This window comes from Haoranjiania flava, assembly GCF_025631005.1.
GTDB classification, from domain to species: domain Bacteria; phylum Bacteroidota; class Bacteroidia; order Chitinophagales; family Chitinophagaceae; genus Haoranjiania; species Haoranjiania flava.
Genome location: NZ_JAOTPL010000005.1, coordinates 40,297 through 64,710, shown reverse-complemented (window position 1 = coordinate 64,710; position 24,414 = coordinate 40,297). Strand labels below are relative to the sequence as shown.

At 44.2% G+C, this 24,414-nt stretch carries 18 protein-coding genes and 1 pseudogene; 5 read left to right on the top strand and 14 right to left on the bottom strand.

The genetic code is table 11. The features are described from left to right. Window positions 1–92: 92 nt before the first annotated feature. A complete protein-coding gene (gene kdpC / locus OD355_RS05115) occupies window positions 93–641 on the bottom strand; it encodes a K(+)-transporting ATPase subunit C (RefSeq protein WP_263037383.1) in 549 nt (182 codons plus the stop codon). 48 nt (window positions 642–689) lie between these two features. Between kdpC and OD355_RS05110 the strand changes: the two genes are divergently transcribed. After that, entirely contained in the window at window positions 690–938 is a 249-nt protein-coding gene (locus tag OD355_RS05110) for a hypothetical protein (RefSeq protein ID WP_263037382.1), read from the top strand. Beyond that, window positions 938–1,198: pseudogene (locus OD355_RS05105) on the top strand (Txe/YoeB family addiction module toxin). The gene OD355_RS05110 and the pseudogene OD355_RS05105 overlap by 1 nt, the downstream one beginning before the upstream one ends. A gap of 3 nt (window positions 1,199–1,201) precedes the next feature. On the opposite strand, the gene kdpB reads toward OD355_RS05105, so the two are convergent. After that, the gene (gene kdpB, locus OD355_RS05100; RefSeq protein ID WP_263037381.1) at window positions 1,202–3,304 is read right to left on the bottom strand and encodes a potassium-transporting ATPase subunit KdpB; all 2,103 of its coding nucleotides are present in this window, start codon (window positions 3,302–3,304) and stop codon (window positions 1,202–1,204) included. A 78-nt stretch (window positions 3,305–3,382) separates the two neighbouring features. On the opposite strand from kdpB, the gene OD355_RS05095 reads away from it, so the two are divergent. Further along, window positions 3,383–3,742: a four helix bundle protein gene (locus OD355_RS05095; protein ID WP_263037380.1), complete on the top strand. Its 360-nt coding sequence runs from the start codon at window positions 3,383–3,385 to the stop codon at window positions 3,740–3,742. Window positions 3,743–3,879: 137 nt separating this feature from the next. Here OD355_RS05095 and kdpA read toward each other — a convergent pair whose 3' ends face one another. The 4 genes from kdpA to OD355_RS05080 all read right to left on the bottom strand — a co-directional run bounded on the left by kdpA (window position 3,880) and on the right by OD355_RS05080 (window position 8,127). After that, a complete protein-coding gene (kdpA, locus tag OD355_RS05090; RefSeq protein ID WP_263037379.1) occupies window positions 3,880–5,562 on the bottom strand; it encodes a potassium-transporting ATPase subunit KdpA in 1,683 nt (560 codons plus the stop codon). A 111-nt stretch (window positions 5,563–5,673) separates the two neighbouring features. Next, window positions 5,674–5,751 carry a K(+)-transporting ATPase subunit F gene (gene kdpF, locus OD355_RS13935; RefSeq protein WP_382303400.1) on the bottom strand — a complete coding sequence of 26 codons (78 nt, stop codon included), beginning with the start codon at window positions 5,749–5,751 and terminating at the stop codon, window positions 5,674–5,676. Window positions 5,752–6,208: 457 nt separating this feature from the next. Further along, window positions 6,209–7,546: a sigma-54-dependent transcriptional regulator gene (locus OD355_RS05085; RefSeq protein WP_263037378.1), complete on the bottom strand. Its 1,338-nt coding sequence runs from the start codon at window positions 7,544–7,546 to the stop codon at window positions 6,209–6,211. Between the two features lie 95 nt (window positions 7,547–7,641). Further along, window positions 7,642–8,127 carry a DUF421 domain-containing protein gene (locus tag OD355_RS05080; RefSeq protein ID WP_263037377.1) on the bottom strand — a complete coding sequence of 162 codons (486 nt, stop codon included), beginning with the start codon at window positions 8,125–8,127 and terminating at the stop codon, window positions 7,642–7,644. 406 nt (window positions 8,128–8,533) lie between these two features. On the opposite strand from OD355_RS05080, the gene OD355_RS05075 reads away from it, so the two are divergent. Both OD355_RS05075 and OD355_RS05070 read left to right on the top strand, forming a co-directional pair. Then, the gene (locus OD355_RS05075; RefSeq protein ID WP_263037376.1) at window positions 8,534–9,112 is read left to right on the top strand and encodes a transporter; all 579 of its coding nucleotides are present in this window, start codon (window positions 8,534–8,536) and stop codon (window positions 9,110–9,112) included. A gap of 35 nt (window positions 9,113–9,147) precedes the next feature. Beyond that, window positions 9,148–9,795, top strand: coding sequence for a porin family protein (locus tag OD355_RS05070; protein ID WP_263037375.1), 648 nt, complete (start codon window positions 9,148–9,150; stop codon window positions 9,793–9,795). Window positions 9,796–10,101: 306 nt separating this feature from the next. Here the strand turns inward: OD355_RS05070 and OD355_RS05065 are convergent, their stop codons facing one another. The 8 genes from OD355_RS05065 to OD355_RS05030 form a co-directional block, all read right to left on the bottom strand. After that, window positions 10,102–11,142, bottom strand: coding sequence for an endonuclease/exonuclease/phosphatase family protein (locus OD355_RS05065; RefSeq protein ID WP_263037374.1), 1,041 nt, complete (start codon window positions 11,140–11,142; stop codon window positions 10,102–10,104). Window positions 11,143–11,187: 45 nt separating this feature from the next. Next, entirely contained in the window at window positions 11,188–12,705 is a 1,518-nt protein-coding gene (locus OD355_RS05060; RefSeq protein WP_263037373.1) for a sulfatase, read from the bottom strand. A 38-nt stretch (window positions 12,706–12,743) separates the two neighbouring features. Next, window positions 12,744–14,243, bottom strand: coding sequence for a sulfatase family protein (locus OD355_RS05055; RefSeq protein WP_263037372.1), 1,500 nt, complete (start codon window positions 14,241–14,243; stop codon window positions 12,744–12,746). Window positions 14,244–14,649: 406 nt separating this feature from the next. Continuing rightward, window positions 14,650–16,149 (bottom strand): arylsulfatase, encoded by a 1,500-nt coding sequence (locus OD355_RS05050; RefSeq protein WP_263037371.1) that lies wholly within the window; start codon window positions 16,147–16,149, stop codon window positions 14,650–14,652. Window positions 16,150–16,210: 61 nt separating this feature from the next. After that, complete coding sequence (locus OD355_RS05045) at window positions 16,211–18,160, bottom strand: family 20 glycosylhydrolase (RefSeq protein WP_263037370.1); 1,950 nt, start codon at window positions 18,158–18,160, stop codon at window positions 16,211–16,213. A 15-nt stretch (window positions 18,161–18,175) separates the two neighbouring features. Then, window positions 18,176–19,939 carry a DUF4091 domain-containing protein gene (locus tag OD355_RS05040; RefSeq protein WP_263037369.1) on the bottom strand — a complete coding sequence of 588 codons (1,764 nt, stop codon included), beginning with the start codon at window positions 19,937–19,939 and terminating at the stop codon, window positions 18,176–18,178. A 102-nt stretch (window positions 19,940–20,041) separates the two neighbouring features. Then, window positions 20,042–21,289: an MFS transporter gene (locus tag OD355_RS05035; RefSeq protein WP_263037368.1), complete on the bottom strand. Its 1,248-nt coding sequence runs from the start codon at window positions 21,287–21,289 to the stop codon at window positions 20,042–20,044. A gap of 2 nt (window positions 21,290–21,291) precedes the next feature. Continuing rightward, window positions 21,292–24,405 carry a glycoside hydrolase family 2 TIM barrel-domain containing protein gene (locus tag OD355_RS05030; protein WP_263037367.1) on the bottom strand — a complete coding sequence of 1,038 codons (3,114 nt, stop codon included), beginning with the start codon at window positions 24,403–24,405 and terminating at the stop codon, window positions 21,292–21,294. Window positions 24,406–24,414: the final 9 nt, after the last annotated feature.

Below are 24,414 nucleotides of genomic sequence, written 5' to 3'. Positions count from 1 at the left end.
GGAGGCGATATGAGGAGTAAGGACTGAGAAACTTTTCACTTTTCACTTCTCACTTTTTACTTCTCACTTTTTACTTCTCACTATTTACTATTTCACCTTTTCACACCATCCAAAGCAATATTTAATTTCAATACATTGATCTTGGCAGGGCCAAAAGCCCCTTGTGCTGTATGCTGCTGAACCAGCCGTTTTAACTCTCCAGGCATTATATGCCTTGCCCTGGCAATACGGTTAATTTGCGCATTGGCAGCTGCAACAGAAATATCAGGGTCCAGGCCACTGCCGCTTGCCGTAACCATTTCAACCGGAACTTCTTCGCCGGGATTTTTAGCTTTGAATAAATCAACACGCTCCTGAACATCTTTCAGAAGCTCAGGATTGTTAGGCCCTTTGTTACTTCCACCGCTGCCTGATGCATTGTAATCGACTGCAGATGGCCGGCTGTTGAAGTACATATCGCTATCAAACTTTTGCCCGATGTTGGCATAATAGGTTTTACCGTTTTTATCCTGAACCATTTTGCCTTTGCCATAGTTGGGCGTTACCTGCGCTATGAGCCAAACGATGCCTGAATAGATGCCCACACACAGAATAAGCATTACCAATGTGAGGCGAATTGCGGGAATTAAGTTTTTTTTCATTTTTTATGGATTAATTTGTATAAATAAATTAGTGTATGGAAACAACATTTGTTTTTTTTAAAGCCCGAAGAACTCAATGCTGATTTTATTGCATTGATAAAAAAGTTGTTCAAGAATTCAAGACAGTTGCAAATTTCCATTGCTGCTTCGGAAGAGTTTGGTTTGTTGGAAAAAGAGTCCCGGGAAAAATACTCTGAACGCATATCCAAAGCTGCAGCAGATATGGATGCCGGAAAAAATACAGTCACAATAGACGAGGAAGAACTTGACAATATGGTTTTATCCAAATTGAAATAATGAAGCGGAAATTTATTTTTCACCAGGATGCTTTTGACCAGTTTTTTGATTGGTCCATTATCAACAAAGCCATTTACAAAAAAATTTATGAGCTTCTTATAGATATCAAGCGCAATCCTTTTGAAGGCATAGGGAAACCTGAACCGCTCGCAGGATTTTAGAGCCGCAGGATTGGCCAGGAACACCGTCTGGTGTATAGAATTAACCTTGGTAAGAACATTGAAATTATTAGCCGCAAAGGACATTATACTGAAAGTTGAGAGTTAAAATATTAATGACACCACCATATCAATCAGCTTGATACCTGCAAACGGAACTATTACACCGCCTACACCATAAATCAGCAAATTCCTTGTCAGCAGCGCGCTTGCGCCGATCGGTTTGTAGGCTACCCCTTTCACTGCTAACGGAATAAGTAATGGGATAATAATCGCATTGAATATTACCGCTGACAGTATAGCGCTTTCCGGGCTGTGCAGCTTCATAATATTCAGCCCCTGCAATGCCGGGATAGCCGCAATGAATAAAGCCGGGATGATAGCAAAATATTTTGCCACATCGTTTGCTATGCTAAAAGTGGTAAGCGTGCCGCGGGTCATTAATAATTGCTTACCTATCTCAACCACCTCAATCAATTTTGTAGGATCATTGTCCAGGTCCACCATGTTGCCGGCCTCTTTGGCCGCCTGTGTACCGCTGTTCATTGCTACTCCTACATCTGCCTGGGCTAATGCAGGGGCATCATTTGTACCGTCGCCCATCATTGCTACCAGCCGTCCTTCAGCCTGCTCTTTGCGTATGTAGTTCATTTTATCTTCAGGCTTTGCTTCGGCAATAAAATCATCCACGCCGGCTTTATCTGCAATATATTTCGCTGTAAGCGGGTTATCTCCTGTAACCATTACTGTTTTGATGCCCATTTTGCGCAGGCGCTGAAACCGCTCGCGGATACCCGGTTTAATAATATCCTGCAGCTCTACCACTCCCAAAACCTGCTCATCCTGTGATACAACCAACGGCGTCCCGCCATTGCCGGAAATTTCTTTTACTTTAACGGTCATATCTTCCGGCAAAATATTGCCTGCACTTTCCACGATCTTTTTTATTGCATCAGTTGCACCTTTGCGTATGCGCATTCCGTTTTTAAGATTTACACCGCTGCTGCGGGTTTCGGCGGTGAACGGGATACTTTGTGAAATGTGAGAGGTAAGAAGTGAGAGGTTGTTTTTCATTTCACCTTCCACATCTGACATTTCACCCAACTCTACAATAGATTTGCCTTCAGGCGTTTCATCAGCCATAGAACTGAATACGGCAGCTTTAATGAACTCTTGTTCATCAACATTTTTTGCCGGCCAAAAGTGTGTTGCTTTTCTATTTCCAATAGTTATGGTCCCGGTCTTATCTAAAAGCAGCACATCAATGTCGCCGGCAGTTTCCACAGCCTTACCGCTTTTGGTAATTACATTAGCACGCAAAGCCCTGTCCATACCTGCAATACCAATAGCACTAAGCAAACCGCCGATGGTTGTAGGTATCAGGCACACGAATAATGAAATCAGTGCAGCAATGGTAATGGGAGCAGAAGCGAAGTCAGCAAAGGGTTTGAGGGTGATAGTAACAATAATGAATACCAGCGTAAAGCCTGCCAATAATATGGTCAGCGCAATTTCATTAGGTGTTTTCTGGCGGCTGGCGCCTTCCACCAATGCAATCATTTTATCTAAAAAACTTTCGCCGGGCTCGGTGGTGACCTGTACTATTATTTTGTCGGAAAGCACTTTTGTGCCGCCGGTTACAGAACTTTTATCGCCGCCTGCTTCGCGGATCACAGGTGCACTCTCGCCGGTAATAGCGCTTTCGTCAATAGTGGCGAGGCCTACAATAATTTCTCCATCGGTAGGAATGATATCGCCTGCTTCGCAAACAAAGATGTCGCCTTTTTTAAGCAGTGAAGATGGGTAAATGGTGAATGGTAAATTGTCAATGGATTTGCCACTATTCACCATTAACAATTCACTATTTACCGCTTTAGCAGGTGTTTCTTCTCTTGTTTTACGCAGGCTGTTGGCTTGCGCCCTTCCCCTTGCTTCAGCAATGGCCTCCGCAAAATTTGCGAACAACAACGTGATAAACAACAACACCGTAATAGTAACATTGTAGGCAAGGCTGCCCTGTGCCGCAGCGCTGCCGGATATTGCAATCCAAATACACACGGCAATCATTACAATTGTACCTACCCACACAGTAAACATTACCGGGTTGCGGAACATTTTGGCGGGACTGAGTTTTAGGAATGCCTGGGCAATGCCTTCTTTTACAAATACAGGCTCGAATATTTTATGGGTTCTTGGATGTTTTGACATTTTAATAATAAATAAGATGTGAGAAGTAAAAAGTAAAAAGTAAAAAAGTATGAAGTAGTTTTGTGGAAACGCTTACCAATGAAGCCGCACAAAAGATTAAAGGCCTGGTCGGAAAGTATTGTTCTTGTAAAACAGGTATATGGGATAACTAAATCTTTCCCTAAGGAAGAATTGTTGGGGATAACTTTCCAATTAAGAAGAGCTACTTTATCTATTCCATTAAATATTGCGGAAGGCGCTGCACGAAGCACAAAAAAGGAATTCGTGCGGTTTTTAGACATTGCAATAGCGTCGCTTTCTGAAGTAGATACTATATTTATCATTGCTTTTGAATTAAATTATTTAAACGAATCCGATTTTGAATCATTAACCAACCAGTTAGACCAAATTGGAAAATTGATGTATGGGTTAAAAAAGAGCTTAGTGAGTAAGATGTAAATGCAGATGATAATAATATTTTACATCTTCACCGCTCACCTCTTACATTTCACCTCTCACCTCTTACATTTCACTTCTCACCTCTTACATTTCACTTCTCACCATTAACCATTTCACCATTCACCCATCCTCACCGCTCACGAAAAATATTCGGCGATCGGTCCCAGCGTCAATGCAGGGAAAAACGCAAGCGCTGCCACAATCATTATCACTGCAAAAACCATAAAGCCAAAGGTGGCGGTGTCGGTTTTGAGGGTGCCTGCACTTTCGGGAATGTATTTTTTATTAGCAATGATACCTGCGATAGCAACGGGACCGATGATGGGCAAAAAGCGGGAAAGGATGAGTACAAAGCCGGTGCTGATGTTCCACCAAAGCGTATTGTCGCCAAGGCCCTCAAAACCGCTGCCGTTGTTGGCGGCGCTGGAAGTATATTCATACAGCATTTCGCTGAAGCCGTGAAAACCGGGGTTGGCAAGCGTCGCGGCGGTTTGCGATGGTAAAGCAGCCGCAAGCGCTGTACCTGCAAGGATAAGCAGCGGATGCAATAGAGCTATAATCATCGCGATTTTCATTTCTTTTGCTCCAATTTTTCTTCCCATAAATTCGGGCGTTCTTCCTACCATTAAACCGCTGATGAAAACTGCCAGAATAATAAATACAAAAAAGTTAAGTATGCCTACACCCACACCGCCGTAGAATGAGTTAATCATCATGGCAAGCATCATATTCATACCACTAAGTGGCATATAACTATCGTGCATGCTGTTGATAGAGCCGGTGGAAATTACTGTAGTGGCAATGCTCCAGTATGCAGATGCGGGCGCGCCAAAACGTATTTCCTTGCCTTCCATATTCCCGAGTGAATTATTTACGCCCATAGCTGCAATGGCAGGATTGCCGTGGCTTTCCATTACAATATTTGGAATAGCAAGCATGAGAAAGCCAACCGTCATTACACCAAAGATCATCCAGCTTAGCCTTCTTCTTTTCAGGAAAAAACCCAAAGCAAAAATCATGGCGAAAGGAATAAGCATTTGCGCAACCATCAAGGTCATATTGGTGATGTAGTTTACATTTTCCAACGGATGCGCTGTATTTGCTCCAAAGAAGCCTCCGCCGTTGGTTCCCAGATGCTTGATGGGCACAAATGCTGATACCGGGCCGGTTGAGACGTGCGTGGTATCGCCCATCATTGTTATCATTTGCTGTTTTCCTTCAAAAGTCATGGGTGTACCGTTTAATAACAGAATAACTGCAATGACAATGCTGATAGGAAATAAAACTCTTGTAACCGATTTAGTAAAGAAGTTATAGAAGTTGCCCAATGTATTGCGGGCGCCTTTGCGTAAAGCATGAAACACGGTGACTGCGGCGGCCATACCGGTTGCAGCCGTTACAAATTGCAGGAACATCAGATATAACTGACCCAAATAGCTCACGCCTGTTTCGCCTGAATAGTGCTGCAGGTTACAGTTCACCAAAAACGAAATGGTGGTATTGAAAGCCTGGTCCGGAGATTGATTGGGATTGCCGTCCGGATTAAGCGGCAACCAGCTTTGGTTCATAAACACGAACATGCCTAATAAAAACCAGACCAGGTTAATGGTAAGCAATGCCACCATTTGCTGTTTCCAGTTTTGTTCTTTGCCTGTATCAATGCCGCCGATCCTGAAAAAAATTTTTTCTACCGGATTGAACAGAGGGTCTAAAAATGTACGTTCACCTGCATATACCTTGGCCATGTACTTTCCGAGCGGAAGGCCTAGTAAAAGTGTAATGGCAAACATTGCGATGATACCAAGAATTTCTGAGTTCATTGTTATAATGTGAATGGTTAATTGTGAATAGTTAATTGTGGATGGTTAAAGGACGTCGTATGTTAAAAAGAACGCTGTCTATTTCCAATTCACTATTTACTATTTACCTGATTAAAATTTTTCCGGTTTTAAAAGCACATAGCACATATACACAAATACGGCAATGGCGATGATGAATAATAGTGTCATATCTTATCAAAGAAATTAATAGCGCGGTAAAAGATTGCAAAGCACAAAATACCGGCCGCAATGAGTAATACTGTTGTTATCATGTGTATGCAGTTATGATTCTGTAAACAATTCCAAATAAAGCAATGCTTCCATAAAAAATCAGCAGCAGGTGCCAGGATTGCAGTTTTGTTTCCATACGGTTTTTCATTTTAAAATATTTTAATTGCTATATGCCAAATGCTGTTCCATTTCGAATCTTTAACTCTGAAACCCAATATCAATAAGGGTTTCAGGTTATTGACCTGGTATTATTAATAAAAAAAACCTATCAAAATGATAGGCCGTTTATCAAAATGAGAGAGAGATAGTTTTATTTGACAGCAACGAATAATATTGTTGGATAGCAGGAATGAAATTTCAGGTGAAAGTTGATGCCAGCAATGACAGGTGAAAGGTATGTAATCTCTCCTTCAGCTCAACCAATTCCGTATTCTTCTATTTTTCTATACAAGGTGGCTATCCCGATCTCCAGCAGCCGTGCAGCTTCAGCTTTGTTGCCTTTGGTGTGGCTCAGCACTTTTTGAATGTGTGATTTTTCCACCGATGCAATTGAAAATGCAGACAGTGTTTTGCCCGTTAAATTTGAAGATTGTATTTCAACAGGCAAATCGGAAAGCTGAATCTGGCCTTCGCAAAGAATAACGGCGCGCTCAATTACATTTTTCAACTCGCGGATATTTCCGGGCCACTGATAATTGTTCAATGCCTGTTGTGCCGGAGCAGAAATACCAATATTTTGTTTATTGATTTTATGGGCGAATTGTTGAATGAACATTTCAGTAATGCCTGGTATATCTTCTTTTCTTTCGCGCAGCGCGGGTAAAGCAATCTGAAAAACAGACAAGCGGAAATACAGGTCTTCTCTGAAGTTGCCTTCTTCAACTTCCTTCTTTAGATCTCTGTTGGTAGCAGAAATGATGCGCACGTTAGTTCTGGAGGGTTTCGTTTCACCGATTTTAATGAACTCGCCGTTTTCCAAAACCCTTAAAATCTTGGCCTGCAATTCAACGGGCATTTCGCCAATCTCATCCAAAAACAAAGTACCGTTGTTTGCCTCTTCCAACAAGCCTTTCTGGTCTTTGGTTGCGCCCGTGAACGCGCCCGCCTTATGCCCGAACAATTCACCTTCCAATAAGTCTTTGCTAAATGCCGAGCAATTGATGGCAACAAAACTTTTGGCCGCTCTTTTACCTGCCTGGTGAATAGCCTGTGCAAATACTTCTTTGCCTGTACCTGTTTCGCCCGTCAGCAATACCGTGCTGTCCGTTGCCGCCACTTTCCCGGCCAGGTTAACAGCGTTGAGGATTGCGATTGATTTTCCGCTTATTTTATCCAATGAATTTTTATTGCCTGATTGTTTTTCCCACGATGCCACGCGCTTATTGAGCTGCGCTTTTTCAGCTGCTTTATATACAAGCGGGATGATGCGGTTATTGTCATCTCCTTTGGTGATGTAGTCAAAAGCGCCGTTTTTAATGGCCTGCACACCATCGGGAATATTGCCATAAGCGGTAAGTAAAATAATTTCCGTTACCGGGTATCTGGCTTTGATCTGTTCTGCCAGTTCCACACCGGTACCATCGGGCAGTTTCACATCACATAAAACAACATCGGTATCTTTTTTAGCCAGTTGTGCCCAACCTTCTTTGCATGTAGCTGCAAGCGAGACTTCGTAACCTTCCAGGCTTAAGATACGGCCGAGCAATGTGCTCAATTTTACTTCATCATCTATTATAAGAATGTGCGGCTTCATTATTGTAAAATTAATATTTATTAAGCGATCCGGAAGTACAATATTTGAATGCTGCACGTTCTGTCAATAGCCATTACACACAAAAGTATTGCTCCTTACCCTCCTTTCTTTATAAAACTGATCTTGCCGTCGCTTTCTACGTGCGCGGTTTTTATTTCATTGATGTCTTCTATGCCTTCTTTGCGAAGCTGGTCGTATAGTTCTTCGTTGGTGAGGTATTCTTTCCGCAGGTTTTTCCTGATTATTTTCCCGTTTTTAATGATGAGCAGCGGCGGAGAAAAAAGTAATTTTTCCACAAACGGCACATGGTAGCTCAGAAAGTTCAGGAAGTAGTTCCAGGCAAGGAAAGTGCAGATCACGATAAAACCTTCCGACACAGAAGTGTAATCTCCTAACGCATGCGAGGCTCCTTCCACGATCAGCACCACAAAGACCAGGTCTGTGGGTGCTACTTCGCCGCCGGTTCTCCGCGGCAATAACCTTAAGAGCAACAATATACCCAGGTACAGGAATGTTGCTCTTAATACCAACGCCATAAAGTGTGTTTCTATAGCAAAGATTTCTTTCCAGTCAATTTCCATAGTTGTGTGTTTAATATAAATGTTGCTGTTCCTGTGCCAAAACTATACTAATTGAACCACAATAGACAATAAATACACAAAGGCCCCAACTTTTCTTTCTTCTTTGTGCCAAACGCCCAGATGCCAACCTTCTCTTGCTCTTTCGGTGAACCAGGATAAGACCCGGCTTGAAGAGATATGTTTTATTTGTAAAACACCTTTGCACAACACATTCCTAAAGGTTGTTTTACCCGCTCCCATTGCTGCCTCAACAGCCCGAACTCATGCTGGCGTAAAGCCAGGTTGGCAGTTGCAGGTAATTGTTCTTTTCACTATTTTATTTATTTTCAAAAATACATATACATTCTTATTCTTGTATTAATATTTTGCATAGCTTTAACTTATAATTATTCTCATCTATCTTTCAATGAAAAAATTTTTTATTCCCGTATTGTTGTTCCTTTTTTTCGCTAAGGGATTTTCTCAAACTGAAAAAGGGCGTTTTGCCCTGTCCGGCGCTACTAATCTTGGTTTTCTTTCCTCGACAACCAGTGTTGCCGTTGACAGTGGCCGCGGAAGCGCTGTTAAAACAAAGACTGCGAATCTCCAGGCCGCCATGGCTTATTTTATTGTAAAAGATCTGGCTGTTGGCATCAACGGCGGCATTGTTTACAACCGTACGGAGCCGGACAACAATTCACCTTATTTTCATAACTGGTCAGCCAGTGTAGTTCCTTCCATTACCTATTTTATTCCCGTTGGAGGAAGGCTAAGGCCACAATTGAGTGCAGGAGCCGGCTATACGTGGGTATTTAAAGATAAAACAGACGCCGAAGGCATTACCTTTCATGTGTCGCCTGCCGTCTCTTATTTTCCTAATCGCAACTTTTCTTTTGACCTTGGCGTACAATACGCACATCTTCAATTAAAAGATAAGGAAACCGGCAACTCCTCCCAAACCCAGAACATCATTGGCCTGGCGGCAGGCGTATCTGTATATTTTTAATTTTTTACATGACACTTTACAGCCAATTCTTCAATATGAATAAGCGTATATTTCTTTATATTTTTTTTATATCCGTTTTCAACATTGGTTTTGCCCAGACCGAAAAAGGCAGGATGATCCTAACGGCCAATACAGATGTTAAACTGCTGTTTGGCAAGAGCCAACCTGAGCATACGCATAACGATTTCGATGATGTAATCAAGAGCCGCGACTATAGCTTTAAAACAGGTGCAGGCTATTTCATTGCCGATAACCTGTCAGTAGGTATTTCAGCATCTTACAATTACAACTATACACGCCAACAGATTTTTTTAGGTACATATCCAGGTGATAAAAGCGGCATCTACCGTGAAACCTTAGCCACTTCCCTGGGCATTATCCCATCCGCCACCTACTTCTTTCCTGTGAATGGCAACCTGAAGCCCAACCTGAGTGTAGGTGCAGGTTATTTAATAACCAAAGGGCAGGAGGTATCCGATAACTCCTCGCAAAATATCAACAAGCAATACACCGGTTTATCCCTGAACGGAAGTGCCGGTATTGCCTACTTTATCAACCGCTCTGTTTCCTTTGACCTGAATCTTCAGTACTCGCGCAACAGGCTCAACAGTAAAAACGCTGATGACCACAATCTCCGGCAAAACCTGTTTGGCGCTTTAGCAGGTATTTCTGTTTACTTCTAACATTCATTGATAGATAACCATGGTCTATGCATCCATCTTTGTAAGGGTAGCCTATTAACCTGGATTCCATTCATAAAACAGTGGCAATTGATATGTTTCACTCTTTCATAATTCCAGGAATGGTTTTACGGGAATAACATGATGGGCAATAATTGCTGTCATGGGAATGATTATACACTTGGCCACTGAACGATGTCTTGAGTGCTTGGGTTTGTCAGATTTGATTTCGTCGTTTACTGTCTTTGAATACTTTGTTCGTTGATTGTTTTGTTGCCGATACTTTTATAGGCCTACTATGCGCGTGCATTACTTTGCAGTTGTAATTTCAAACACCGCCAGGTTGCCCTTGTGGTCTGTGGGCCACACGCCTTCAGGAGTGATGAATACATCGTCTGAATCATTGGCTTTTACTTTTCCCCTGCAAATACTTTCTTCCGGCCCCACGATAGATGCATTGCTGAGTATCCACCAGCGGTTAGGATAATAATAGATAAAATCTATGCGTTCTCTTTCATCAGCTTCCGGCGCCCAGGTAAGAGTAGCCGGTTCTGCGCCGCTGTTTGCGGAAGGATAGGTAAAGCCCGGGTTCCTGACGGCATCGCGGTATTTTTTTCTATAGACGTCTACCATGCCCATCTTACTTAGCATGACCGAGCAATCCCAGTTTACAACCAAGCCATTATGATCTCTCAGGTGTTTGGTATCTGCCTGCCAGTCAAGGTGTGAAGGCTCATTCAGATCGCCACCCATCAACACCATATTGCCGCGGCGTATCTCTTCCTTTGCATCTTTAACGAAAGCTGCTATTGCCTCGTCCCTTCGTGACATCCTGTTGGCCTGAAGCACTGCTTTCACATCCAAAACCGGGGCATCCAGCTTTTTCCAGGTAGTGCCGCTGTAGCCGCGGGGCAGGTAGCAGGCGTAGTTTGTATAATCCAGGTGCGCCGAATATACGGCCAACGTGCGGCCCGCTACAGATATATAGGCTTTGGTCATAAAATCCTCCACGTCTGAATAGGTGGCGGGAACATAGTTTATCGGGTACCTGGAAAGTATGCCGGCACTTTTAGCCCGGTCATTTCCGTAATAAAATTTTCCCAGCTTCTGTAAAGTGTCTGTCAGCTTGCCGGTGAGGTTTTCTTTTTTGCCGTTGTTCAGCTCGCACAGCAGCAAAATATCGGCATCCGTTTGTTGAATGATCTTTACCAGCCCTGCAAAGCCGCCGGGAACCTTAGAGGTAGCATGCCAGGTGTTTAACTGCAATACTTTCAGTGCGGTGGTGCCTGAGGCCTGCACTGTATTCATTAAAAATAAAAATAGCAAAACTACTATGGCTCTATGTTTCATCTGCGTTGTTTTAATTTCCTGTATATGCAGGCTGGCAACCAGTGACTACTGTGCCGGGTAAGGCAAGGGCATTCCTGTGGCAGCATCTACGGGCATCGGCGCTTTTTTATTTTTTAAACGCATGCCCAGCAGGTTTAATAATTCTTTGGTTTTCTGCGGGTTCGCGGCTGACAGATCGGTATTTTCACCGATATCGTTTTTTATGTTGAATAGCTGTGCTGTACCCGAGCGCATGCTGTAAACCAGCTTCCAGTCTCCTTGCCGTATTGCGCTGAAATAATTGATGCCCGGCCCGTCCTCCTGTACCCATTTGTTAGGCGAATGCCAAACAAGCACTCTTTGGTTGTCTGTGAATGAAATATTTTTTAACACCGGCACAAACGAGCGGCCGTCGACATGCTGCAAGGTTTTATATTTTTTCACGCCGGCCATTTCCAGTATAGTCGGAAAAAAGTCTTCCACAATTATATATTGTTTTACGGCTGCGCCCGCCTTGGTTATGCCCGGCCATTTTACAATCATCGGCTCGCGTATGCCGCCTTCGTACACCGATCCTTTTCCCGAGCGCAACGGTGCATTTTGTATATAGGAAGTGCCGGACCTGTAACCGGGATTACTCAGGCCGCCATTGTCGCTCATAAACAAAATAATGGTATTGTGTTCTATCTTTTTAGCTTTTAAAAACTGCATTATATCGCCCAGGCTTTTGTCCATTCCCTCCACCAGCGTTGCATAGGCAGCTTCAAGCGAATCCAGGCCTTTATCCAGGTATTTCTGAAAAAAACGTTTATCGGGCATGAAAGGATCGTGTACGGCATAGTGCGACATGTTGAGGAAAAAGGGCTGCTTGCGGCTCACCGGTTCTTCCAGCGCTTTCAGCGCTTCAAGCGTAAGCGCTTCTGTAAGAAAAGTATCTGAACCATAGTACTCATTCAGCCCGGGCACCGCCTGCCAGCGTGCCTTGCCGGGCAGGTTGCCGTAATTGTCGCTTCCCAGGTAGCTCTGCGGGCTGCCGGCGCCATTGCCGGTGATGTTGATTAAAAAGCCCAGGTTCAGCGGATTGCTTCCGGGCGTGCCGTTTGAAGCCCAGTGCCCCTTGCCTGCATGAATGGTGTAATAGCCGGCTTCTTTCAGCAGCTGTGGAAATGTAGTGGCATGCACGGTGTGCGGCACGCCAGCAACCGGGCTAAGACCATTGTAGTTCCAGTGAGGCGGCAAAAATTGCTTATCGGCTGCATCGGTAGGGTTGTCTTTTAGAGGTGATGTCCAGTTGGTTATGTAATGAGCGGTTACGTTCATGCCCGTCAGTAAGCTTACCCGGGTGGGCGTGCAAACGGGTGTAGCATAGGCGTTTGTGAACTTGACTCCTTCTTTTGCCAGGCGTTCCATGGCAGGGGTATGAAATTTCCTGTTCTGCGGCGTTGTTTCTTCCCAGAAAGGAACAGAGGTGTCCTGCCAGCCAAGGTCATCTACCAGGAAGAGGATGATGTTTGGCCGCTTTTGTTGGGCCTTGCCCGCTGCTGAAACAGCCAGTAACATCAGCAACAATATATTTTTTATCATCGATCATGTTTTTCTGCCGGTAGCGCCGGTGCAACAGCCTATTTATCCTGTTTTATTTTTTCCAGAAGCGCTGCAAGCTCCTTTACTTTTTCCGGGTATTTTTTTGCTAAATTATTCTTCTCCTGCGGGTCGTTGTTCAGGTTATAGAGTTGCGCTTCGGGCGCGTTGCCCAGTTCAATATTTACCAGTTTGTTGATGGCAGGTCCACCGTTGGGCGGAATGAATTTCCACCCCTGTTTTACCACAGCCAGTGAAGCGCCCTGCTGCACGTATACAGACCTGCCGGTTTTAGTCTTTCCTAAAAAGGCATTCATCATATTCTCACCATCCTGTTTTATAGTACAGGGAACGTTTAAAAGACTTGCAAACGATGCCAGGAAATCCATCTGGCTCACCAAAGCATTGGAGGTTTGCGGCTTTATTTTTTTAGGCCAGGAAATGATGAATGGCACTCTTGTGCCTGCTTCCAGCGTACTGTACTTGCCACCGCGCAGGCCTGCAGCGGGGTCATGGCCATTCAGCATGGTTACGGCGCCATCCTGGTAACCATCATTCAATACGGGCCCGTTGTCGCTGCTCAATATCACCATAGTGTTCTGATCCAGGCCAAGTGTTTGTAATTTTTTCATGATCTCTCCCACTGTCCAGTCCATTTGCAGGATGGCATCGCCTCTGAAGCCAAGCCCGCTCTTGCCTTTGAACATGGTGGCAGGCATGCGGGGCACATGCGGCTCAGTCATGGTAAAGTAGAGAAAGAACGGCTGTTTACGGTTGTCTTCTATGTACTGCAATGCCCTGGTAAGGAAGGTGGTAGAAACTTCCTCATCTGTCCACCGGGCTGTTTTGCCTCCCGTCATAAAGCCTATGCGGCCAATGCCGTTTACGATGGTATTGTCGTGCCCCTGGCCGGGCGATGCTTTCATTTTCAGCAGTTCAGGATTTTCTTTTCCCGTAGGCTCATTGCCGATCTTTTTATTGTAGTCTACTGCAATCGGGTCATCGGGATCAAGCCCTACTACCCGGTGATTTTCAACAAACACCGTAGGCACACGGTCTGCGGTCGCCGGGAAAATGAATGAGTAATCGAAGCCGGTTTCATTGGGGCCTGGCTTCAGCTCACCGTTCCAGTCTTTCTGCACTTCCGTACCGATGCCTAAATGCCATTTGCCAATGATTGCAGTTTTATAGCCTGCATTTTTGAAAACTTTGGGCAGCGTCAACCGGTCGGTGGGCACTATCAAAGCTGCATCACCGGGTAAAATAGCTGCCCCGCTGCGCCAGGGATACACGCCTGTCATCAGCGCATAGCGGCTGGGAGTACAGGTAGCAGAAGTACTGTGGCCGTTGGTAAATTTTATGCCCTGCGAGGCAAGGTTGTCCACATGCGGTGTTTTTATTTTCGTAGCACCATAACAACTTAGATCACCATAGCCTAAGTCGTCTGTATAGATCAGGATTACGTTGGGCTTTTCCTGTGCCAATACTATTTGTGCCAATAAAATAGAAATAAAAGCTAAGAACAATCTGTGCGTTTGCATGTACTTCCTGTTTTAATAATTGCTGCCTGCAGCAACCATGTTAATAATTGATTTTCAAATTTACACATTTCAATCTTTAGTTGATTGCGAATTTGCTGTTTTCAATAAATTATCTCCGGATCGATAAAATGCGTTGGCTTAAACAGGCCGAAACAGGTGATGGCCTGTTTTTTTATAATGGGTAAATGTTTTTGGGTGTTTTTACATACTTCATAGTTTTTATCGGCAGACCAAGAGCCTCTGCCAGTGCGCTTATGCCGGGAAAACCCGTCATCCAGCCTTAAAGTGTAGGCCATGTGTTCTGTACACAATTTAGCCTGTACACCAAGCCAGCAGTTTCTTGTTTGTTTCTACAACTTTAATGTGTGCTTGTCATTGCAGCCCGGCATTCAGCCCTGCACTACAATCACCTGAACTTCGGCGCGATAAATTCCCATTCTTTTACGTGCGCGCTCTGATGCTCTTTCGCTACGATTTCATCCAGCTGCTTCAAAATTTCAGGGTGTTGTGCGGCAACATTGTTTTTTTCAAAAGGGTCGGTTTGCAGATTATACAACTGCCACGGTGCATTCATATTTTTCTGCATGCCTGTCTTTACGCCTTTCCAGTTTTGCCAACGAACGGCAAGCTGGCCGCCTTTTTCAGGATACTCAAAATACAGGTAAGCATGTTGCTGCTGTCCTTTTCTGCCCAGCAATTCCGGCAAAAGAGATATGCCATTGGTTTTAGAAGGAATAGGCTGCCTGAGCATATCTGCGAAAGTAGCCATCATATCAAACTGTGCAGAAACATGGCTGCTTACTTTTCCGGATGCTATTTTACCCGGCCACCGGGCAATAAACGGTTCACGGATGCCGCCTTCATACACATCCATCTTGAATCCGCGAAGGCCTTGTACGCTGTTGAAGAATTGAGGTTTTACACCGCCGTTAAATGCCGCTCCGTTATCGCTCGAAAACATGATGATGGTATTTTTATCTAAACCCATCTTTTTAATTTCGTTCATCACAATGCCCACCTGATCGTCCAGGCAGGTAATCATGCCAGCATAGGTTGACAAAGGATATTTTGCGGGCGTGTAGCCTTCTTCGCCATAGTATGGCTTTTCGTCAAACTTACCCTTGTACATGTTTACATACTTATCAGGCACCTGCAAGGAGATGTGAGGCAAGGTGTATGGCAGGTACAGGAAGAAAGGCCGGCTCTTATTTTTCCTGATAAATGACAATGCTTTCTCCGTTATCTTATCTACCGAATATGTATTGCCTTTAAACCTGTCAAAGTCTTTATCCGTAAACTTCGCACGGTCAATATTCTCGTGTACATAGATATAAGGATTATCCAGTGTGTCCCACTTTTCATTTTCCCATAAGTGGGTGGGATAATAATTGTGTGCCTGCTTCTGATCTAAATATCCGTAGAAATAATCAAAGCCCTGCTTCAGGGGGTGGCCGGTAGTATTGACTACCCCCAGGCCCCACTTGCCAATGGTGGCGGTAGCGTAACCTGCGTTTTTAAAAAGATGCCCAAGTGTAAAAGTTCCTTCAGGTAAAGGCATTTGCCCGCCTTCCTTATCGTCGGCAAATCCTCCTAACTCATAGTTGCCGCGGATATAAGACTGGCCGGCGTGCTTGCCGGTGAGCAACATAGTACGTGAAGGCGCACAAACAGGCGCCCCTGCATAATGCTGTGTAAAGCGCATACCTTCTTTAGCCATCCTGTCAAGATTCGGTGTCTTTATTTTCTGCTGGCCATAACTTCCTAATTCTCCATACCCAAGATCGTCGGCATAAATATAAATCACATTAGGCTTGTCATTGTTGTTACTTTCAGCTTTCTGTGCATTGGCTGCCTGCCAACTCAGAGCCGCAATTATTAAAACAATCAGGCGATTTCTATTCAGCATTTTTTACAAATTTAATGTTAGATGTTACCAGGCGTTATTCTGGTTTCACAAAGATATTCATTCAAAGGAATTCCACTTTAAGATTATGCAGCGTACCGGTGAATTTACCTGCTGTTTTCAATGGGAACACCAGGGTTTGTACCCATTGCCTTTTATCTTTTCGTTTTACATCATCGGGATGGGTAATAATCTTGAGCGAATCCACGGATTTGCCGTTTACAAATAAGGCGGTGTATTCGTTGGTGCCTTCAATGGTAAGGTGTTGCTTTACGCCTTGCGGCAGGGTGTAATTAAAGCGGTAATCATAGCCGTCCCGGCTGAAGCCCAGCCTGCCTTCCCTGGGATCGGATAGGTAAAATTTTGAGTGATCTGATGAAAATAACAGGGTACCCTTTGGATTGTCGTTTGCCATTACATCGAAGTGTACACGGTAATTATAACCAATATCTGTAAGGGATTGCGCCAACGGCCTGCCCTGTACAGGATTCTTTAGTTCAAACACCACGCCTTTGGCAGCTTTAGCAGGACGCCCCAGGAGGTTAAGCCCGGGCGCTTCGCTGAGCGCTGTTCTTTGGTTGTTGAATCCTTTAAAATCTACGGTGGTATTTTTGCCAACCCACATTTTCACTGCCAGCGTTTGCATGGCCGGGAACATGCGGTGGTACACATCCTGGTAGCTGATGCCATTGCCGGGATGATCGTTCCAGACAGCGAACATGCCCCCTCTGATCTGCGGATGCTTTTCGTCAAACACTTCCTTTCCTATAACAGCGGGTGTCCAGTTTTCATAAAGGCTTTTGATGTTGAGGTAGTCGTAGTAATAACCGGCTGCGGGCACAATGTATAAAAATCCGTCAGGCACGCTTACCACATCATAGCCTTTGCTGATCATATCACGCGGCTCTGCATAGCCATTGTACCAGCAGTACATTAGCACATCTTTTACTTTTACCGGTGTTTTTCCGCGGGCATGTGTCAATGCGCCCCAAACGGCAGCTTTCTTACCAAAAGACTCTACGTAGCGAATGTAGCGGTCTGTAAATTCACGGAATTTCTCCACTACCACGCTGTCTTTATTGCTGTATTCATCAGTGCCGATGTGCACATATTCATTTACAAAGACAGGATCGGGGCCTTGTAAATATTCTTTAAAAAGCCCATCCATAAAAGTATATGTTTGGGGATTGAAAAGATCCAGGTGATCCATGCCGTATTTGCCGCTGCCCAGCTCCGGCATGTAGTGCGCGAAAGCCAGGGTATGCGCAGGTGCATCAATCTCAGGCACAATGGCTACGCCTTGTTTCAACGCATCTAACTGTAACTGCCTGAACTCCGCTTTTTTGTAATGGCCGTCTTTGGCTGCCAAACCGGGATAGGTAGCGCTTTCCAGGCGAAAAGCAGCCTGGGTTTTGTTCCAGTCGAAATCGTGGTATTTATGAAAGCCGTTGTCATTGAGGTGCACCTGAAAAGTATTCATTTTATAGTAAGACATCAGCCTGACCGTAGCCTTCAGGAAGTCCATTGAAAAATATTTCCTCCCCGCATCCAGCATAAAACCACGCAACGGGTATTCGGGGTAGTCCGTGATCTTTCCTTTGGGGAATGAAGCTGACTGCTCTGCCATTTGCAATAGCGTGCGCGTAGCCCAGTATAAGCCTTTAGCGCTGTTTGCGCTTACTTTCACGCCTTCGCCGATCTCTACCTGGTAAGCTTCGCCGCCTTTCTCTTTCAACACCGCAGGATCTATTGTAAAATAAATTCCCCCTTTCATTTCCTTCCCCAGCTTTACCTGCAGGGTTTTGCGGAACATGGTTTTATAATCGGCTGCAAACTGCTGCGCTACTTTTTTGGCTGACGCGTCTGCTACGATGATTGTTTTGGGAGAAATGGTAAAGTTGCCCGCGCTGCCTTTCCATTCCCGGAGTTCAGGAATTACAAAAGGTTTGGTGTTTTGTGCATGGGTAAAGAAAGAAATAAACAGGAGCGCTATGAATGAATGTATTCGCTTCATGTTTTACACATAAATTTAAAGCCTGTTCAATAATTGTTGTGCATTGCGGATCATGCTTTCAGTTGTTTGACCCGCTTTTCCTTCCATGGTAAAATTGGAAATCATGTCATTCAGCTTTTTTAATTTTTGCGGTTCGGAGGCCAATTCTCTGCGCAGGATGCTGATCTTTTCAAAATCCTGGATACCTTCTCTTAATCTTTCAAAGCGAATGCTGCTTCTGCCACCAGGGTACACCAGGTAGCAATCTCCTCCAGCCCAGGTTTTAAAACGTGAGTCCTGCAGCGGGCTTCTGGTCCAGCTATTGTACGCCCAACGCAGGTAGCCATCATAATTGCCAGCTGCCGTATGCCAGCCCAGCCACCGCGCTTCTGCCGGTGCAGAAAAAGTAAAAGTGTTGGGGAAAGGCTCTGTGCAACAGGTATACACGGTGCTTCGCTTGCCTTGCCGGTCTCTTTCCGCTTTTATCTCTGTGGGAAAATGCTGACCGAAGGCTATGCAATAATCATAAATATCTGCTTCTATTTCTTTGTGGTAATTGCCGGCCAGCGAAACTTTGAAACCCGCATCCGCAGATTTGATCAATTTGATGGTGGACTGCATATCGGCCAGGGAGCGCTCGTCCATGGCAATGGTAGTTTTTTCAAACCATCCCTTGCTTTTCAGGTGGCGAGCAAAATCTTTTAAGAACGGCATCCAGTAACTGGCAAATTCCGGAGAACCGGTTTTGGCATGAATAAATTTTACCGAGTTGCTTCCCTTATCGTAATAATCAAAATTCATGGCCCAGGGTATCATGGTATAGCAGTTGATCTGCGCATCTATGCCGATCTCCTGCATCATGTAGGTAACCCATTTATCAAACACTTCATAATCGTATTGCCAGCTTCCGTCAATATTTTTTATTTTCTGTACCATGCTGCTGAAGGGGTCGTATGTTTGCCCTGCCCAGGGCAGTTGCATAATGGTAGCGGTAATAATTTTCTGGCCGGCGCCTGCCAGCATTTTCATCAGCGGGCGCATATGGTCGAAATGCTCCCTGCTCCAAAGCGGCACATTGTGAAAGCGGGCCACGGCATAGGGGTTTTGCCACAGGTCCAAGTGAAACGACCATTTGGACGCATCGGGCAGTGTGCGGTTGAGCACTTGTATGCTGATGGACAGCGACAACGGCTTAGATCCTGCACCGGTAGCTGTAAGGGTACCTTTATAATTGCCCGGCTGCACATTGGCAGGCACATCAACTGAAACCCACACCGGGCGCGTGCTGTTGGCCTCCACTGTGAAGCCGGGCACATGGTGATCTAAAATGTCTGCGACAATACTGGAATCAAACTTAGTGGGATCAGGCCGGTGGCCGCAGCCGCCTTTGCCGTCCTTATTCAGCTCATCGGTCATCACATAAGCTACGGGCGAAATTTTTACCTGAGCCGAAGGAATGATGTGGCTGCCGCTTCTCAGGTCAGAAACTTTTACGGATACATCCTGCCATGCATCTTTTACATAAAGCACGGCCTGTGCATTTACACGCTCTCCCCGCCATGCGGTAAGCCGGATGGCTGTGCTGCCGCCGTCAGGATTTTCCATCCCTTGCTTTACGGGTATGGTGTATTTAGGATAACGGGTATCTGTATTTCCCCAGGAAAAATTATAGTTGTTTTTCAGGCCGCGCCACGCTGCTTCGCTGTCGCGCGGTTTGGTATCGGCTAACTCTGTAAAGGTTTGAGACTGTGCTGTGAAAAAGATGAAACCTGCTAAAACCGGTAAAATGAATCTGTACATAATCGCTAATATAGTTCATTTCAAAATAATTTCTTCTTTGGCCCCCGAAATTTTTATAATTGCAGATTTTTGAGTTTAGTACTTTGCAGGAGATGCACTTATTCAATCAGAAAAATCATGTGCTTTAGGCTTTAAAAATGTCAACTGTATGATCAAAATAAAAAGAACCACGATGGCCATTACGCCAAAATCTCTTCCCAGGTTGCCGGCATCTGTTGACTTACCTAAGAAATCAGTAATGAAGGCGCCAAAGAAAACGCCTGTCATATTCATTAACCCATAAGCTGTAGCACGATACCTGGCGGGAACGAACTGGCACAAAATGGGCATGTTGTTAGCATCAAACATGCCAAACCCAATTCCAAACAGAAATGCAGAAACCAATAAGGTTTCAAGTGTGTTTCCAAAGCCTAAAAGAAGCAGAGAAGGAATCATTAAAAATGTTCCGATGGCGCTGGTATACACCCTTCCCCGGATATTTCTTTGTACCCATTTGTCCGACAACAACCCTCCGGCAATAACTCCTATAAAAGAAGAAACAGCAATGGTAATCGTAGACAATGGGCCGGCTTGCGACATGTCTATATGTAAGCTCTCGGAGAAAAGAGTCGGCAACCAGTTTTTTGCAGCCCAGCCCGGCAGGCTTGGCACGGCGAAATAAAACAATATCACCCAAAAAGAAATATTAGAGAGCAGTACGCTCAACCCCTTGAAAACAGGTAAGGACGCTGATTGCGCAAGCTCGTTATTATATATTTTACGGCGATTTTCGCGCAGGAAAAAAATAAGTATTGCCGAATAAACTATACCTGCAATCCCAAACCAATGAAAGGTAAGCTGCCACGAATAGGTGGCTGCAACCGTAGCGCCGAAGCCTCCAAGCGCCTGCCCCATATATAAGCCGGTCATATGAATTCCTACAGCCAGAGAACGCGTTTTGGAATCGTGAAAATCTGCAATAAGAGATAATGCCGCGGGAATATATACCGCTTCGCTTACACCCATAATCCCTCTTAGCCATTTCAACTGAGAAAATGTGGTGGCATAACCCATAAAATAGGTAACAGCAGACCATACGAATAAACTCATTATGATGAGCCACTTCCTATTGATCTTGTCTGCAATCATTCCCGATACAGGACTCATCAATCCATATATCCACAAAAAAATGGCCATGAGTATTCCAAAGTTTTCTGCTGTTTGCAGCTCTGCAATATCTATTTGCATAGACGGCTTCATGGTAGAAAGCATTTGCCTGTCCAGGTAATTCAGCAACGCCACTACCCACAATAGCGCAACCAAAAGCCATTTGTAATATTTACTTTCCTGCAGGTTATCTGGTTTTATCATAATTATTTTATCGGGGAGATTTTATAGGTATAGGAATACTGCTGCAATGGCATTAAATACCTGGTCAATGGCAGCGCACGCCAGCTGTTTACACTACCCAGGCCCATTTGTTTATAATCTATGTTAATCTGCGTGTAGTTTCCAGGCTTCAGTTCTCCGGAGTGTCTCTGGTCTTTCTTATCGCCATCATCCAGCGTGTCCTGTAAAAAATGCAGCGCGCTCATCGACAATAAAGTGTCTGACTGAAACCTAAGCCCTGCACCTTGCTCATTGGTAATATTAAACCACCGGATACCTGTTTTTGTTCCCGTTTCCTGCGGCCTTGTATAAGGATGGTATTGCTGAGCAACGGTCTGGTTATAAATTCCTACATCGGATCCGGAATTTCTATCCTGGTAATTTTCATGAGGGCCGCGGCCATAATAACTTACATTTTCAAACCCTGCGGGCATTACCATGCTCATTCCAAAGCGGAATAAAAGCATGTTGCTGTCGGCGGCTGCCTGCGGGATCAATTTTTGATTTATAACTATTGCGCCTTCTCCATTAATAACATAGCTCAGGTAGAGGTCTGATTTTATTTCCTTTAAATTATAAGCAGCTTTTACTACCATTGATCTTCCTTGTTTGTTTATAGAAAAAGAGGTTGCTGCAAGGTTCTCAAGCGCTGACTTCACCGGCTTTGATTTGATCTGTAGATTAGCGCCCATATCATTATCCGTAGGCGCGCGCCAAAAATTAGGTTTTACAGAATATCCTTTTTCTAATAATTGCATCTTATTAAAATCGTATTGTTCTATTAAGCCTGTTTTTTTATCGAACACTATTTTACCATTATTGAATAAGATCTCTGCTTTGGCCTGCGATTCTTTTAAATCAATATCCTGCGTATTTGTCAATGACAGATCATTTGCATATGTTCCCTGAACGAATAATTGATCCCGGGCAATTATATGCCCTGCGGGTAATAATCCCTCTGCTTTTTTGAGCTGGTAATGAATATCCAGCAATATCTCCCCGCGCGGAATATGAGATATGCCAAGCTTTATATTTTTTGTTTTTTGTGGAGAGATAACTACCTCGATTACCGCTCCGCTTTCAATAGTTTTTCCGTCCTGAAGCAGATTCCAGGTAAGTTTTACGTTTTCTAATTTATCAAAATAGTTTTCATTAAAAATTTCTATGGTTTTATTTCCCTTCCATTTTGTATGAATATTCTGATACAATTTTTTCATTTCCCAGGCTTCCGGCTCGGGCGTTCTGTTTGAAAGGAAAACGCCGTCGCTCATAGAATTATTATCAGAAGGTACATCCGGCGGCCCGAAGTCTCCTCCGTAGGCAAAAATAGTATCTCCTTTTTCGGTTATTTTTTCAATACCCTGATCCATAAAGTCCCAGATAAATCCGCCCTGGAAAGCATGTGTATTCTCTCTTATAATATCCCAGTAATCTTTAAAATTGCCTAATGAGTTGCCCATAGCGTGCGCATATTCGCACATGATAAAGGGTTTGGCAGGCTGTATGGTCTTTTGTGCATATTTAATCATGTTTTCAGGAGTGGGATACATGGGGGCAATTACATCCGAATTCCATTGTGTAGTAAAATTATCGTAGTTGGTTATGGCCTGCTCATAATGTATGGGGCGCGAGGTATCTCTTGCCTTTAACCAGTTGTACGCTTCATAAAAATTGTACCCGTTGCCAGCTTCATTGCCAAGGCTCCACATGATTATACACGGATGATTTTTATCTCTCTCTACCATGCGCTGAATGCGCTGCAGATGCGCTTCCTTCCAGGATGGCTGGTTGCCCAAAGTTTTGCTGAGTTCGTAACCTATTCCATGACTTTCAATATTTGCTTCGTCAACAACATAAAGCCCGTATTTATTACAAAGTGAATAGAAATATTCGTCATTCGGGTAATGAGAAGTTCTCACGGCGTTTATATTAAATTTCTTCATCAGCTTCACTTCTTCAAGCATAGCTTCTTTAGAAATTGTCTGCCCTGTCTTTGGATCTGTTTCATGACGGTTGACTCCTTTTATTAAAATGGGTTGGCCGTTTACCAAAAAGCGGCCATTTTTAATTTCTACTTTCCTGAACCCAACATCCTGGGGAATAGTTTCCAATACTTTTCCCGATGCATCGGTCAGGGTAATGATTGCTTTATAGAGATTGGGGGTTTCAGCAGACCATAGCAAAGGATTTGAAATACTTACAACAACTTTCTTCTTTATGTCATTATTGAAGACTATTGTATTTGTGGCTGCAATTTTTTTATTATGGTCAACTATATCGATCCGTGCCCTGGAAGAAGAGGGCTTATTTAATTGTATTGCCGCATGGAGAAACCCCTGCTTGTGGTCTGCGGATATGTCTGGCATCAGTTCTATATCAAATATTCCCTGTTTTTGTTTTGCGGCTATAAAGCAGCCGCGCATAATGCCGCCGAGTCGCCAGAAATCCTGCCCTTCCAAATAAGTGCCATCACTCCAGCGCATAACCTTTAAAACAATAAGATTAGGTTTTCCAAAATTTACATATTTGGAAATATCAAATTCCGAAGGCAGTTTACTGTCTTCGCCATAACCTGTATATGCTCCGTTGACCCACACCTGCACGTTAGACTTTGCGCTGCCAATATGCAAAACAACCTGCCTGTTGGCCCACGCTGCCGGTATTTCAATTTGCCTGCGGTAAACGCCGGTAGGGTTAAAATCCATAGGCACAACAGGGGGGTTAGCCTTCATTCTATCCTGAAACTCGTACCCTATATTTACAAATATGGGATAGCCGTACCCGTTGACTTCCCAGGTAGCCGGAATTTTAAAATTATCCCACCCATTATCGTTAAAAGCTTTTTTTTCAAAACCGCCCGGCAATTTTGACGGAGCATCTACCCATTTAAATTTCCAGGTTCCGTTCAGATCAATATAATGCTCCTTAGGAAGGCCGGCCCCGCTCATTGCTGCCTGCAGATCAGTATAAACAAAAAAAGAGGCGTGCATGGGCAGGCGATTTTCTTCATTCTTTTTTTCGTCTAACCAGAAAGGAGTTTGTGAATAGGTGCAATTTACAACCAACAGTATTGATAGTATGGATTTTAATAGCTTCATTATAAAATA